We start from the raw sequence: 13,034 nt of genomic DNA, 5'->3' as shown, positions 1-13,034 counted from the left end.
TACGCGATAGTGGCATAATGCGCCGCGCCCACGGGGTCCTCGAAACACATCGGTCAAACATCCATGAAGCACAATCCAGCACAGTCGGGTTTCACCTTGGTGGAACTGATGGTCAGCGTCGTCGTGGTCGCCATCCTGGCCGCCATTGCCGTTCCGGCCTACAGCAGCTATATCAACAAGAGCACGATCAAGGCAGCCCAGTCCGACCTGGTGGCCCTGAGCCTGAACCTGGAAAACACCTACCAGAAGCAACTGGTGTATCCGACCTCCACCGCCAGCGGCACCACCCAGATCCAGTGCGCGCTGATCGGCAACCCGTCGCCGTGCACCAGTCCATCATCGGGCTGGCAGCCGAGCCAGTCGGGCAAGTTCAACTACTCGATCAGTTCCACCTCGACCACCTACACCGTGACCGCGACCGGCAACGGCGGCGCGCTCAACGGTTGCACCATTACCCTGGACCAGAGCAACAGCCGCAGCATCGCCTCGTGCAGCTCGTACAACGGCAGCTGGTTGTAATGCGCAGCCGCGGTTTCACCCTGGTCGAATTGATGATCAGCATTGCCCTGTTCGGCCTGATCCTGTTCGTCGGCGTGCCCCTGACCCAGTCCTGGACCAACAGCAGCTACCAACGCGATACCGCCGGCCTGCTCAAGCAGGGGATCAGCCGCGCCAAGGCGACGGCCCTGCGCAACCAGGGCGCCGTGCAGGACAGCGCACCGGCCGCCGTGCTGTGCCGCTCCGGGCAGAACCTCAAGCTGTTCCGGCTCAACGCCGGGCAGTCGATCGATTGCACCGCCACCAGCCAGCCGGTCTGGAGCAGCACGATTCCGGCCGTCGCGGGAATCAAGGTAGGCGGTGTCGACATGGCCTGCGTCGCCTTCAGCAACCGCGGCCTGGCAGTCAGCGGCAACTCCTGCAGCACCGGCACGTTGCAGGTCACGGCGGGTAACGAGAGTTCGGTCGATGTCCCGCTCATTTAAGTCGAGGGCGCGCCAGCGCGGTGATGTGCTGCTCGAATCGCTGATAGGCATCCTGCTGATGTCGACCATCGGCCTGGGTATCACCTATGCCTCATCGCGGGCCGCGGTCAGCCAGCGCGACATGAAGTTGCAGAACATCGTGGTCAATCAGATGCGCAGCCTGCTGGAGCAGAACGGTGCACTGCTGTGTTCGAGCAAGGCCGCGCTGCTGGTGGTGTCCATCCCCAGCCAGACCGACGCCGTGCCGATCACCGCCACCTGCACCAATGCGCCAGCGGTCACCGTCGGCACCAGCACCCTCACCGGCGGCACGCCGCAAAGCCTGGTGGTGCTCACCACCCGTGCCCAGGACAGCAGCCTGTTTGGCGGCATCATTCGGGTCGGAGACGAGTCGTGAACCGCCAGCAGCGCGGCTTCACGCTGATCAGCCTGCTGATCGGCACGACCATTTCCCTGATCAGCATCCTGGCCATGCTCGCGCTGTACAAGAACGTGGTCTACACCTCGCTGAGCTCGATCCAGAGCTCCCGGCAGGACGGCCAGGTGGCCTCGGCGCTGATCACCGCCCAGCGCGAACTGATGAACGCCGGTTTCTGGAGCGGCAGCGCCACGGCGCGGGCCACTTCCGACATCGACAACAATTTCATCCTGCTGTCCGGTGCACTGCTGAGCAATGGCACCCTGACCGGTAGCGCCACGGCCCAGACCAGCTTTCCGACCCTGACCAGCAGCGCGCCGAATGGCATCGTCGGCAATGCGATCGTCTGGTCCTACCAGGCCAGTTCCACGGCAACCGCCAGTTGCGCCGGACTGCTGATCAGCAATGGCGCCCTGCTCAGCCTGAGGGCCGCAGCCAGTTGCACCCAGGCCTCGACGCAATGGAGCAGCACCACCTGGACCAGCACCGCGCTGATCGAGAGCGGCCAGGGCACGGCATCGTTGTCGGTCGGTTTCGCCACCTGCTGGCCCTACGGCCGGACCACCGACACCACCAACAGCGCCTCCCGGCTGCAAGTCAGCCTGACAGCCAACAACAGCACGCTCGATCCCAACAGCACAGATCCGCAGCCTGCGTATGTGAAAAGCAAGGCGACGGCCTGCCTGATCAACTTCGAAAAACCCACTTCCTGACCGAGCGCCCGATGCCTGCACCCGCGTTTTTCCGATCGACGCGCGCCTCCCAGCGCGGCATGGCCGCTACCCTGATGATCCTGTTCGTCGGCATGGCCCTGAGCGTGACCGCCCTGAGCATGATGTACGGCATCAGCGGTGCCCAACAGCAGCAGATGGCCGCCCATGCCACCTCGCCGGCGGAGTCGCGGGTCTGGAGCGGCGTGGAATGGGTACGCCTGTACCTGCAGGGCCAACTGACCCAGGACAGCACCCTGGCCAACGTCACCGTGGGCAACCTGCCGATCAGTGCCACCGGCCTCAGTGCCCAGATCATTTCCAAAGTCGCCAGCGGCGGCAGCACCCTGGTGACCGCGACGATCACGGCCACCAATAACCTGGCCACCAATACCCTTCAGGTCGTCTACGTGCTGACCCCGGCGAGCACCGTGACCACGCCGCCCAGCGGCAACCTGCCGCCAGCGTTGCAGTTCAACGGCAACTTCAACTACACCGGCGGCAGCCTGTCGATCACCAACGGCACGACCCTGGCGAACATCGTCGTCAACGGTATCCTGACCATTTCCAACGGTTCCAAGGCCTATGTTTCCGGCTGCGCCAAGGCCGGCATCAACCTCAGCGGCGGCGGCATCGCGGACAACGCAACGCTCAACACCGAGGGGACCTTTTCCATGAGTTCCAGCAGCGCACCGGTGAACCTCACGGTGGGCGCCAAGTCGATCAACATCACCCAGTCCGGTGGCAGCTACGTGGCGATCCAGGCCGGCGCATTCCGGGCCAACGTGCTGTCGAGCGGTTCGACCGTCGGCACCGCCCTGGTCGGCGGCACCCGCAACAGCGACAACTCGATCACCGCCGCCAGCACCGGCACAGCGCTGATCACCCTCAGCTCCGGCGCGATCTACACCCTCGACCTGAGCAAGGCCACGCAATCGGCCGGGGCCATCAGCACCAGCGGCGCGCAACTGATCTCCGGCACCGGCACCCTGCCCGCCAGCATCACGCTGAGCTACAACGCGGTCTACGGTGGCGACATCAACTTCCTCACCGGCACCGTCGGCACGTTCTGGGGCAATACCATGGCGCTGACCGGCTACAGCGCCACCTACAACACGCTCAAGGCCAACAGTGACGTCTCGATCATCACCGCCAACGTCGGCAAGTTCCAGGGCGGCGGCAACCTCAGCGTGACGCAGTGGAACACCCCGACCTTCAGCACCGCCAGCCAGATCAGCGGCCAGATCCTCAACCAGAACGGCACGCCCTATACCGGCAACACCATCGCCAACCTGACACCGAACGTCGCCGGTTCTTCACCCGGCCTGCCTGGCGTGCCGTACTGCAACATCACCGCCGTGCCGGTGGATGTCACGCCGCTGAAAAGCCAGGCCAACTATGTGTTCTCGTTCTCCGGCAGCACGCCGATGCTGACCATCCAGAATGTCAAGACCGCAGCCGGTACCACGGTTTCCGCCGGGCCCTACAACCTGGCGACCACCGACATGCGAACCCTGCTGGGCAGCAACTTCATGATCTGCAACTACGGCAACAGCACCTGCGGCAACACCGCCACGCCGAGCGGCGGCTGGAACCTGACCGGCATCACCGCGTTCCCGCCCGGGGTGTTGTGGTTCGATGGCAACGTCACCTTCAACGGCGTGCAGAGCATGAGCCGCCTGACCAACACGGTACTGACCACCGGTGACGTGACCCTGACCAGCAGCGGCATGGTGCCGCTGTATTCGCCGAATTTCTCCGGCTACTCGAACCTGTGCACCGGCTCGTTCTATCCGACCAACCTGTGCAACAAGAGCGCCTCGCCCCCAGGCCTGGCGACCTGGACCGACTCGTCCAACGTCAGCCACAGCGGCCTGCCGATCGGCAACATCGCGATCGAGGCGAACGGCGGGCTGTCCACCGCCGGTTGGACGCTCTACGGCAACGTCATCCTCGGCGGTCTGGTGAACACCTCGGGCGCCACCACCAACATCAAGGGCTCGCTGACCACCGGCAACAACGGTTCAAGCCCGACCACCATCTCCCAGGGCGGCATCGCCATCGACGTCTCCTCGGTGACCGCCGACCAGACCATCACCACCCCGACGACGCCGAGCACCGGCGGCAGTGGCAGCTCGACCCAGGCGACGACTCGGGTGCGGTGGGTGCGGGCGTATTGACTGTTACGCCGTCAACTTATCCACAGGGCTGAGCATCAGTCCCGCCACAAGGTCTTGCCAAAGAACGTCAGCGTGCGATCCCAGGCCAGTTGCGACCAGACCGGGTCGAACTGGGTGCCGGCGATACGGCCGTTGCCCACTGCGGTTTCGTTGGCGAAGGCGTGGTGCGCCAGGTAGCGGTGGAAGGAGGCATCGACACCCGCTTCATGCAGCTTGGCTTCCAGCGCATCGACGGTTTCGATCGCGAAGAACAGGTCCTGGGTACCCCAGTGGCCGAGCAGTGGCGCCTTGATCTTCGAGGCGTCGAGGTATTCCAGTGGCGGGAAGCCGTACCAGACCACCCCGGCGGTCAACTCCGGAATCGCATTCAGCGACAACAGGGTGAGCGCGCCGCCCATGCAGAAGCCGGTGATACCGATGTTCTTCGTGTAGCCACCCAGATACTGCACCGCGCCACGGATGTCCTGGGCAACCGCTTCGGCGAAGTCGAGCTTGCTCATCAGGTGATGGGCTTCTTCCTCTTCCACCGTGGACTCGCCACGATACAGGTCCGGTACCAACGCCAGGTAGCCGCTGGCGGCCAGGCGATCGGCGACGCCACGGATCTGGTCGTTGAGGCCCCACCACTCCTGAATGACCACGATGGCCGGGGCGCCTTCCAGCTTGGCCGGGCGGGCCAGGTAGCCACTGACCTCACGGCCGTCCGGACGTTTGAAGCTGACCAGGTTGTTTGCTTGGGACATGGGCTCGTCACCTCGAATCGGGTTGAATGGAATCGGGTCCGATTAAAGCCCCACGCCCCAGCCTTGGCGAGTACTATTTCAACGCAGGCGCCGAACTTCAGTCGCTCATTTCAGTTCAAACACCAGGCAGGGATTGCCGTTGAAACGCCCTTCGAACGCCGGTTCCGCCTTCTCCAGCGACGTGCCCGCCAGCAGGCCCCGCGCCTTGCGCGACAGGATCACCCAGGCCGGGCGCGGCAGTGCGTCCAGGCTGGCCGCATCCTTCCCGGCAACGAACAGCGGCTTCTCGTCGTGGTCCAGGTTCATCATGTAGCGCACCGCCCAGGTGTCCTGCCCCATGTCGAGGAATACCAGCGGCCCCGGACTGGCCGCACGCAGGTGCTCCACCGGGCCGACGAAGCCCCTGGTGTCGAACTCGATATCCTTGGCCGGCTCGACCACCTTGACCAGCAGCAGCCACTGGGCCGCCAGGGCGATCAGGCTCAATAGCACCAGGCGCCGGCCCGGCTCACTAGATTGTTTCAGCCAGAGATGGGCGGCGATAACCTGCATCACCAACAACACACCGACCAGCAACGGCAACGACACCTGCGGCCAGAACCCATGCTTGAGCCAGGCGTGGTGCAAGACGAACACCACGATGATCCCGAGCCCCGGCAACAGCGCCACCAGTCCGGCATAGAAACGCCGCACGCCCACCAGCCAGCCTTGCGCGTTCAGCAGCCCATGGGCCGCCACCGCCGCGAACATCGGCACCATCGGCAGGATGTAGTAGGCACGCTTGAAGTGTGGCACCGACAACCCCAGCAAAATCATCAGGCCGCAGGCACCGAGCCGCAGGACCAGTTGCACATCACGGTCGCGATCACGCAGCAACCACTTGTGGCGCAGTGCGATCAGGGTCGCCAGTGCCAGCGGCACCACCGGGAAGTAGCGGTAGAGGCTGAGCTGGAAGTAGAAGAAGAACGGCTCGCCGCTTTCGCCCAGACGACCGCCGATCTGCATCGTGTAGACCTGCCTGGCGAAATCCTCGCCGCCGCTCAGGCGGGCCAGGCTCATCAGGGCCCACCAGCAGGCGACCAGCAATAGCAGGCCGGTCACGCCGTAGCCCAGGACCTTGCACAGCCGCTGCAGCCTCTCGGTCCGCGAATGGGAAACGCCCACGGCCCAGTAGACACAGGCCACGCCACAGATTTCGATCAGCCCCAGCGGCCCGCGAATGACAAAGCCCAGTACGAACAGTGGGAAGACTGCATATTGCCGCAGCTTCGACCCCAGGCGCTCGCCTGTGTGCAGCAGGTAGAAGCAGGCCAGGCACAGCAACGAGGTCATCTGGTCCAGGCAGACCGAGCGGGACTTTTCCAGCAGTTGCGTCGTCAGTGCAGTCAGCAGCACCGTCAGCAGCGCCCAGTTGCGGCCGGACGGCGCCAGCAGCCGGTAGATCATCGCCAACACGCCCGCCGAGGCCAGTGCCGTCGGCATCACATTGGCCAGGTGGTTCGGCGTGCCGAACAGCTGGGCGAACAGGTAGCTCAGGAAAGTCGCGGTGCCCGGATAGTCGGGATAGGGCTCGCCATAGGTCGTGGCGAAAAAGCCTGGCCCATGGCGGTACATTTCCTCAAGGAACAGCCACCAGCGCCCGTCGAAACCCTGGGCGGTCTGGTCCCAGATTCCAAAGGTGAAGAGCAGCAGGGCAACCAGAAAGATGGACAGGGATTCAAAGCCAAGGCGTTTTTCGTAGGCCATCGGTATACGACTCAATTCGCAACGACAGGGTGGACGGGCAAACCAGCATGGTGCCGTCAGCAGCGCTGAATGCTCCCTGAACGAAGGCACAGAACCCACGCGACTGGGAATACTTCTCGGCAAAGCGGGTTGTGCTGTCCCCGACTCCTGGCACCCTCTATAGTCCCGAGTCAGTCCAAGGTAGGAGCCTACGCAGTGCACTCCAGAATCATTCCCCGCCGCCATCCCATTCGCGTCCTGACTTTCGCCCTTTCGCTGGCCTTGTTCAGCGCCCAGAGCCATGCCCTTGCCCTGCCCGACGCACCGGAGATCGCCACCGGCTATCGCAGCGGCATGCTCACCCAGCACGCCAGCAAACACATGGCTGCCGCCGCCAACCCGCTGGCCGCCAAGGCCGGGCGGGAGATCCTGCGCCAGGGCGGCTCCGCCGTGGACGCCGCGATTGCGATGCAGGCCGTGCTGACCCTGGTCGAGCCGCAAGCCACCGGGATAGGCGGCGGCGCCTTCATCATGGTCTGGGATGGCAAGCAGGTGCATGCCTACGATGGCCGCGAAACCGCTCCGGCCGGCGCCAACGAAAAACTGTTCCTGAACGCCGATGGCACCCCGATGGCGTTCACCCAGGCACAAATCGGTGGCCGCTCGGTCGGTACGCCCGGGGTGATGCGAGCCCTGGAGCTGGCCCATCGCAGCAACGGCCGGCTGCCCTGGGCCAAGCTGTTCGAGCCGGCGATCCGCCTGGCCGAGCAGGGCTTCCCGATTTCGCCACGCCTGCACAAGCAGATCGCCGCCAGCCCGTTCCTGCCGAAATCGCCGGCCATGGCAGCCTATTTCCTCGAGCCTGACGGTCGCCCGAAAGCGGTCGGCACGACATTGAAGAACCCGGCGCTGGCCGCCGTGCTCAAGCGCATCGCCAATGAAGGCAGCGATGCGCTGTACAAAGGCCGTGTCGCCGAGGAAATCGTCGCCGCGGTCAATGGCAGCGCCAACCCCGGCAGCCTGTCGCTGGCCGACCTGCAGGGCTACCAGGCCAAGGAGCGCACGCCGATCTGCTCCGACTACAAGCAATGGAAACTCTGCGGCATGCCGCCGCCCTCTTCCGGCGCGATTGCCATCGCACAGATTTTCGGCACCTTGCAGGCGCTGGAGGCCCGAGACAAGCACTGGGCATTACCGGCGCTATCGCCTCTGAAGACTTCGACGCCCGCTGGCCTGGAACCACGCCCGGAAGCCGTGCACCTGATCTCCGAAGCCGAGCGCCTGGCCTACGCCGATCGTGGCCTGTACGTGGCCGACAGCGATTTTGTCCCGGTACCCGTGGCTGGCCTGATCGACTCGGCCTACCAGGCTGAACGCGCCCGGCTGATCAGCGAACGCAGCCTGGGCAAGGCCGAACCCGGTGTACCGGCTGGCCTGCAGGTCGCCCTCGCGCCCGATCGCTCGCCCATGCGCATTTCCACCTCGCAGATCGTCGCCGTGGATGACCAGGGCGGTGCGGTGTCGATGACCACCACTGTGGAAAGCTCGTTCGGTTCGCACCTGATGGTCGAGGGCTTCATGCTCAACAACCAGTTGACCGACTTTTCCTTCATCCCCAGCGAAAACGGCAAGCCGGTGGCCAACCGTGTCGAGCCGGGCAAGCGTCCGCGCTCGTCGATGGCACCCACTCTGGTGTTCGACCGCCAGAACGGCGAATTCCTCGGTACCGTCGGTTCGCCCGGTGGTTCGCAGATCATCGAGTATGTGGCCAAGACCCTGGTCGGCCTGCTGGACTGGCAGCTCGACCCACAGGCTGCGATCAACCTGCCGAACTTCGGCAGTCGCAATGGCCCGACCGAACTGGAGCCGGGCTTGTTTTCCCAAGGCTCGATCGACAGGCTGAAGAAGCAGGGTCATGACATCAACGAACTGGAAATGACCAGCGGCACCCAGGCGATCATGCGCGTGCGCGATGCCCAGGGCCGCTCGTCATGGGCCGGTGGTGCCGATCCGCGCCGCGAAGGCGAAGCCCTCGGCGACTGACCTGCAAGAGCGGTGGCGAACCTGCTCGCCACCGCTGTCGGGCAAGCTGAACCAGGTAAACAGTCATTCACAATTTATTAAGATCTTTGTCCGTATAGTGCCGGGTTATCTGGAGGCCCCAGGGCTGACTTTCCCTTTGCCGGTATCACCATGCGAACGACACGTCCCGTTATCCTGCTGCTCCTGCTTGGCTGTCTCGTCTTCTTCTTTGCCCTGGGCAACCATGAACTGCAGGGTTCCACCGAGTCCCGGGTCGCCGGGATCGCCATGGAAATGCACCTGAACGGCGACTGGATCACCCCGCGCCTGCTGGGCGATTCGTTCCTGGAAAAACCACCACTGAGCCTTTGGCTCGATGCCACGGCGATCAAGCTGCTGGGGGGCACGCCATTGGCGGTACGCCTGGCCTCGGCGTTCGCCGGGCTGTTCACGGTGCTCGCGCTGTACGGCTTCATGCGCAAGATCGGCCGGCCGATCCTGCTGGCCTGGGCCGCCGCAGCGATGCTGATGACCATGGCCAGCTACCTGGGCAACGCCCGCCAGGTCGGCGAAGACGCGATTCTCAGCCTTGGCGTGTCCCTGGCGCTGTTCGCTTTCTTCCACGCCAACGAGCAACGCAAGCGGCAAGCCGCGACCCTGGGCAGTTGGCTGGTATTCATGCTCGGTATCACCATCGCAACCCTGACCAAGGGCGTGCTGGGCCTGGCCCTACCGGGAATCGTGATTTTCTTCTACCTGGTCGCCGAGAGCCTGCTCGACAAGCGCTTCAGCTTCGGCAACTGGCTGCGTCCGGCGCTGTTCACCGTGGTCGGGCTGATTCCGCTGCTGATCTGGCTGAAGCTGCTGTACCTGCAAGGCGGCTCGTCGGCCGTCAACGAAGTGCTCTGGGCCAACAGCGTTGGTCGTTTCAGCGGCTCCTTCACCGCCGCCGGCCACTACGAGCCCTTCTACTATTACTTCACCAAGCTGCCCGAAGCGTTCCTGCCCTGGAACCTGCTGGTGTACCTGGGCCTCTGGCACTTGCGCAAGGACCTGGTGCACAAGCGTCACCTGCTGTTTGCCAGCATCTGGTTCCTGGCCCAGTTCACCCTGCTGACCCTGGCTTCGAGCAAACGCATGGTGTACATGGTGTCCATGGCGCCTGCCGCCGCCATCATCGCCGCCGAATACAGCGCGGTGGTCCTCGACTGGCTGCGCCGCCGTTCCGCCACGTCGACGTTCAGCCGCCAGTTGGTCGACAACCGTCGCCCCCTGGCCGCCGCACTGCTGGCCGTGATTGTCTGCGGCTACCTGGTGGTCGCCTGGCGCGCACCACTGGACGACCGCGACACCTCGTTCAAGCCGGTGACCGACCAGGTCATTGCCCTGCAGGCTAGCGGCAAGCAGGTCGCGCTGTACCAGCCAGACGAACGCCTGGCCTCGACGGTGTTCTACACCCAGCGCCAACAGGCGGTGGTGCAGACCCAGGAGCAACTGGATACGTTCCTGGAAGCCTCGCCAGACAATGTCGCCGTCGCCCAGAACCAGGCACCCGATGCCACGCACAAGGTGCTGGCCACCGTCAGCGTCGGCGGCAAGCGCACCTACTACTTTTATACGCGATAGGCGGCAGGCATAAAAAAACGGCGCTCCTGGAGCGCCGTTTTCATTTGGGCGGGTGCTTACTGAGCGGTCTTCAGCTTGACCACGTCGCCGGACACCTTGGTGGTGTAGCCGGTCAGGACCCAGGCCCAGAACCAGTTTTCCTGGATCTGGGTGTTGATCAGTGCGTCACCGCCCTTGGCCTGGATGGCAGCGGTCTGGGCACGGACGAAACGATCGTTCTGGCGGATCGGGATCACGCCGAACAGCAACATGCCGGTAGCGGTCGCTTCGCTATGGCCGATTACGGTGTACTGGTTGCTGTCCAGTTGACGGGTCTTCATCGCAGTGCCGGTGCAACCGCCCAACGCCAGGGTGACCAGCAGGGAGGCGGCGATTTTGCTCGCGTATTTCAAGGGATAACTCCATGGGAAAACACCCGGGATTCATTTCCCGGGGACGCGTACTGTAAAGGGGATGGCGGCAAACTCAAATGCTTCATCGAGTGCCCTGCGGCGCTGCCACTGCGTCGGCCTACGGCTTGAACAGCTTCGGCCAGTCCGAGGCTTCGAGATAGCCGAGAACCTTCGGCCCCTTGCTGGCCGCCGTCTCGGTGAGGAACAGGGACAGGCCGTAGCCTGGCGAGGGCATGGAGAAATTCATCGATTGTTCCAGTGCGCCCATGCATTCGCTGTGGGTGATCAGGACCAGGTTGCGCCCGGCGACCTTGTAGCGGCGAATGTCGCGCAACAGGGTCTTGCGGCAGTTGAACAGCCAGTCCTGGGTACTGCTGGCGTGGTTGAACATGTAGGTCGAGGTCTGCACCGTGCGGGTCAACGGGCTGTTGTAGATGTCGGTCCTGGCCAGGCCGAGCCGTTCGAAGCGCGCCCCCAGGCCTACCGCCACATCACGGGCCCGATCGGTGATACCATCCGCCTGCGCCAGGCACTGCGCCCTGGAACGGTCGCACCGTTCGACATGGCGCACCAGCACCACCATCTCGCCCTTGTCCCAGGCCGCACCGAGCATGTCCGCGCCCTGCCTGCCGCTGCGGGCCAGGTCGGCAACGGCCATCGGCTGCAGGATCGCCAGCGTCACGGGCGTGACGAATAGCGCGGCGAGCAGCACCACGAGGGTATTTCTGTATTTGGCCAGGCGGCTCAATTCGAACGAGCGCTTCACCCAGCGATACGACAGTCTTGATTCCACGTTCGGCGGCCCCAGAGGTGAAGGCGGGTTGAGTGCGCGGTGGCGATGACGCTACAACGCAAAAATGACAAGGGCGTCACTGCCGCTGGAAAAACCGCTCCGTTACCTGCTTTCAGCTCATTCGGGGCAAGAGCCTAGGTTTGTGGAAGTCGCGCTGCGGTGAAAGGAATGTGAAAATTTCCTCAATTCATGAACCTGACATGAGCCAGGCAAAGCCACCCGACGCAACGTAGACCCGCCAGGGATGCAGGCCCTGCAAGGAGTTACATTTCGTGAAACATCTTCGCGAAGAAAAACCTTTCAGCTATCGGCCCCGCCGCCGATACAGCCCTTACGAACCAATTCAGCTGGCACCAATAACAACACCTTCCAGCCACCCAACGAGCAAGCAACACCAAGTTACTGGAGGAATTCAATGAATAGCTGGTTTGGCAATATCAGCGTCAATCTGAAACTGGGCCTGGGCTTCGGCCTGGTCCTGGCGCTGACCACGATCCTGGCGCTGACCGGCTGGACCAGCCTGGGCGGCCTGATCGACCGCAGCAATTGGATGAGCGACATCACCCAGCTGAATGCCTCGCTGACCAAACTGCGCGTGGCCCGGCTGCAATACATGCTGACCAACGGCGACGAAACCGCCGCGCAGAACGTCCAGGTCAACCTCGACGCGTTCATCGCCCAGCAGCAGAAACTGCTCAACAGCTTCAAGAGCCCGGAAAACGTCAAGCTGCTCAAGGAGCAGGCGGCAACCATCACCGCCTACCAACAGTCGCTGAACAAGATGCGCGAGGCCTACCGCGCCGGTAACAGTGCTCGCCAGAGCATGGGCGACACGGCCGAAGTCGTACAGAAACTGATCAACACCCTTCATGACAACGTGCTGCAGATGGCTCCAGGCGACGACAACCGCTTCGAGCGGTTCCAGGCCATCATCCAGGCCAAGGAACAATTCCTGCTGACCCGCTACGAAGTACGTGGCTACACCGGCAACAGTAACCCGGAAACCGAACAGAAGGCTGCCAATCAGTTGAACGAAACGATTGCCGGCCTCAAGCAACTGGCTGAGCATTTCAGCAGCAGCCAACAGCGCGAACTGCAACAGCTGGAAACCGGCCTGAGCAACTACCGTACGGCCGTGCTGGCCTACAAACAGACCAACAACGATGTCGTGCAGGCCCGCAAGGAAATGACCGAGCAGGGCAACAGCATCGTCGCCCTCAGCGAACAGTTGTACCAGATCCAACTGGACCGCCGTGACAGCGAAAGCGCCCAGGCCCGCAGCCTGCAATTGGGCAGCACCCTGCTCGCCCTGCTGGTCGGCATCCTCGCCGCCGTGGTCATCACCCGCCAGATCACCCGCCCGATCCAGGAAACCCTGGGCGTGGTGGAGCGCATCGCTTCCGGCGATCTGACCCACAACCTGGTGGTCACCCGTCGTGACG

Annotated in this window: 11 protein-coding genes and 1 pseudogene; 8 read left to right on the top strand and 4 right to left on the bottom strand. The window is 63.6% G+C overall.

All coding sequences use genetic code 11. The features are described 5' to 3' along the window. Positions 1-63 precede the first annotated feature (63 nt). Genes AC6I6U_RS07280 through AC6I6U_RS07260 form a run of 5 tightly spaced genes read left to right on the top strand, consistent with a single transcriptional unit; the run spans position 64 to position 4,291 of the window. Positions 64-519, top strand: coding sequence for a type IV pilin protein (locus AC6I6U_RS07280; RefSeq protein WP_497881311.1), 456 nt, complete (start codon positions 64-66; stop codon positions 517-519). Beyond that, on the top strand, positions 519-983 hold the full coding sequence (locus AC6I6U_RS07275) for a pilus assembly FimT family protein (protein ID WP_497881310.1): 465 nt from the start codon (positions 519-521) through the stop codon (positions 981-983). Before AC6I6U_RS07280 ends, AC6I6U_RS07275 begins: the two co-directional genes overlap by 1 nt. After that, positions 967-1,380, top strand: a complete 414-nt coding sequence (locus AC6I6U_RS07270; protein WP_497881309.1) for a hypothetical protein — start codon at positions 967-969, stop codon at positions 1,378-1,380. Before AC6I6U_RS07275 ends, AC6I6U_RS07270 begins: the two co-directional genes overlap by 17 nt. Then, the gene (locus AC6I6U_RS07265) at positions 1,377-2,114 is read left to right on the top strand and encodes a PilW family protein (RefSeq protein WP_497881308.1); all 738 of its coding nucleotides are present in this window, start codon (positions 1,377-1,379) and stop codon (positions 2,112-2,114) included. The genes AC6I6U_RS07270 and AC6I6U_RS07265 overlap by 4 nt, the downstream gene beginning before the upstream one ends. An 11-nt stretch (positions 2,115-2,125) precedes the next feature. Then, positions 2,126-4,291 (top strand): beta strand repeat-containing protein, encoded by a 2,166-nt coding sequence (locus AC6I6U_RS07260; protein ID WP_497881307.1) that lies wholly within the window; start codon positions 2,126-2,128, stop codon positions 4,289-4,291. 35 nt (positions 4,292-4,326) lie between these two features. On the opposite strand, the gene AC6I6U_RS07255 is transcribed toward AC6I6U_RS07260, so the two are convergent. Both AC6I6U_RS07255 and AC6I6U_RS07250 read right to left on the bottom strand, forming a co-directional pair. After that, complete coding sequence (locus AC6I6U_RS07255; RefSeq protein ID WP_497881306.1) at positions 4,327-5,034, bottom strand: dienelactone hydrolase family protein; 708 nt, start codon at positions 5,032-5,034, stop codon at positions 4,327-4,329. A gap of 105 nt (positions 5,035-5,139) precedes the next feature. Continuing rightward, positions 5,140-6,780, bottom strand: coding sequence for a glycosyltransferase family 39 protein (locus tag AC6I6U_RS07250; protein ID WP_497881305.1), 1,641 nt, complete (start codon positions 6,778-6,780; stop codon positions 5,140-5,142). A gap of 237 nt (positions 6,781-7,017) precedes the next feature. On the opposite strand from AC6I6U_RS07250, the gene ggt reads away from it, so the two are divergent. Next, positions 7,018-8,802, top strand: a complete 1,785-nt coding sequence (gene ggt / locus AC6I6U_RS07245) for a gamma-glutamyltransferase (protein ID WP_497882998.1) — start codon at positions 7,018-7,020, stop codon at positions 8,800-8,802. Positions 8,803-8,952: 150 nt separating this feature from the next. Next, complete coding sequence (locus tag AC6I6U_RS07240; RefSeq protein WP_497881304.1) at positions 8,953-10,407, top strand: ArnT family glycosyltransferase; 1,455 nt, start codon at positions 8,953-8,955, stop codon at positions 10,405-10,407. Positions 10,408-10,463: 56 nt separating this feature from the next. Here the strand turns inward: AC6I6U_RS07240 and AC6I6U_RS07235 are convergent, their stop codons facing one another. Next, positions 10,464-10,799 carry a hypothetical protein gene (locus AC6I6U_RS07235; RefSeq protein WP_497881303.1) on the bottom strand — a complete coding sequence of 112 codons (336 nt, stop codon included), beginning with the start codon at positions 10,797-10,799 and terminating at the stop codon, positions 10,464-10,466. A 118-nt stretch (positions 10,800-10,917) separates the two neighbouring features. Further along, positions 10,918-11,592: a lipopolysaccharide core heptose(II)-phosphate phosphatase PmrG gene (gene pmrG, locus AC6I6U_RS07230; protein ID WP_497881302.1), complete on the bottom strand. Its 675-nt coding sequence runs from the start codon at positions 11,590-11,592 to the stop codon at positions 10,918-10,920. 244 nt (positions 11,593-11,836) lie between these two features. Here pmrG and AC6I6U_RS07225 point away from each other — a divergent pair. Next, a pseudogene (locus tag AC6I6U_RS07225) lies at positions 11,837-13,027 on the top strand (methyl-accepting chemotaxis protein); the annotation flags it as partial. Positions 13,028-13,034: the final 7 nt, after the last annotated feature.

It is taken from the genome of Pseudomonas sp. UTLPPB19802, assembly GCF_059730225.1.
The sequence above is the reverse complement of the archived record's forward strand: the minus strand, read 5'-3'. Positions and strand labels throughout refer to the sequence as shown.

Excerpts from the sequence above, each read along its gene's own strand:
- AC6I6U_RS07280 (WP_497881311.1), top strand. The coding sequence starts at position 64 with ATGAAGCACAATCCAGCACAGTCGGGTTTCACCTTGGTGGAACTGATG.
- AC6I6U_RS07275 (WP_497881310.1), top strand. The coding sequence starts at position 519 with ATGCGCAGCCGCGGTTTCACCCTGGTCGAATTGATGATCAGCATTGCC.
- AC6I6U_RS07270 (WP_497881309.1), top strand. The coding sequence starts at position 967 with ATGTCCCGCTCATTTAAGTCGAGGGCGCGCCAGCGCGGTGATGTGCTG.
- AC6I6U_RS07260 (WP_497881307.1), top strand. The coding sequence starts at position 2,126 with ATGCCTGCACCCGCGTTTTTCCGATCGACGCGCGCCTCCCAGCGCGGC.
- AC6I6U_RS07255 (WP_497881306.1), bottom strand. The coding sequence starts at position 5,034 with ATGTCCCAAGCAAACAACCTGGTCAGCTTCAAACGTCCGGACGGCCGT.
- AC6I6U_RS07250 (WP_497881305.1), bottom strand. The coding sequence starts at position 6,780 with ATGGCCTACGAAAAACGCCTTGGCTTTGAATCCCTGTCCATCTTTCTG.
- AC6I6U_RS07240 (WP_497881304.1), top strand. The coding sequence starts at position 8,953 with ATGCGAACGACACGTCCCGTTATCCTGCTGCTCCTGCTTGGCTGTCTC.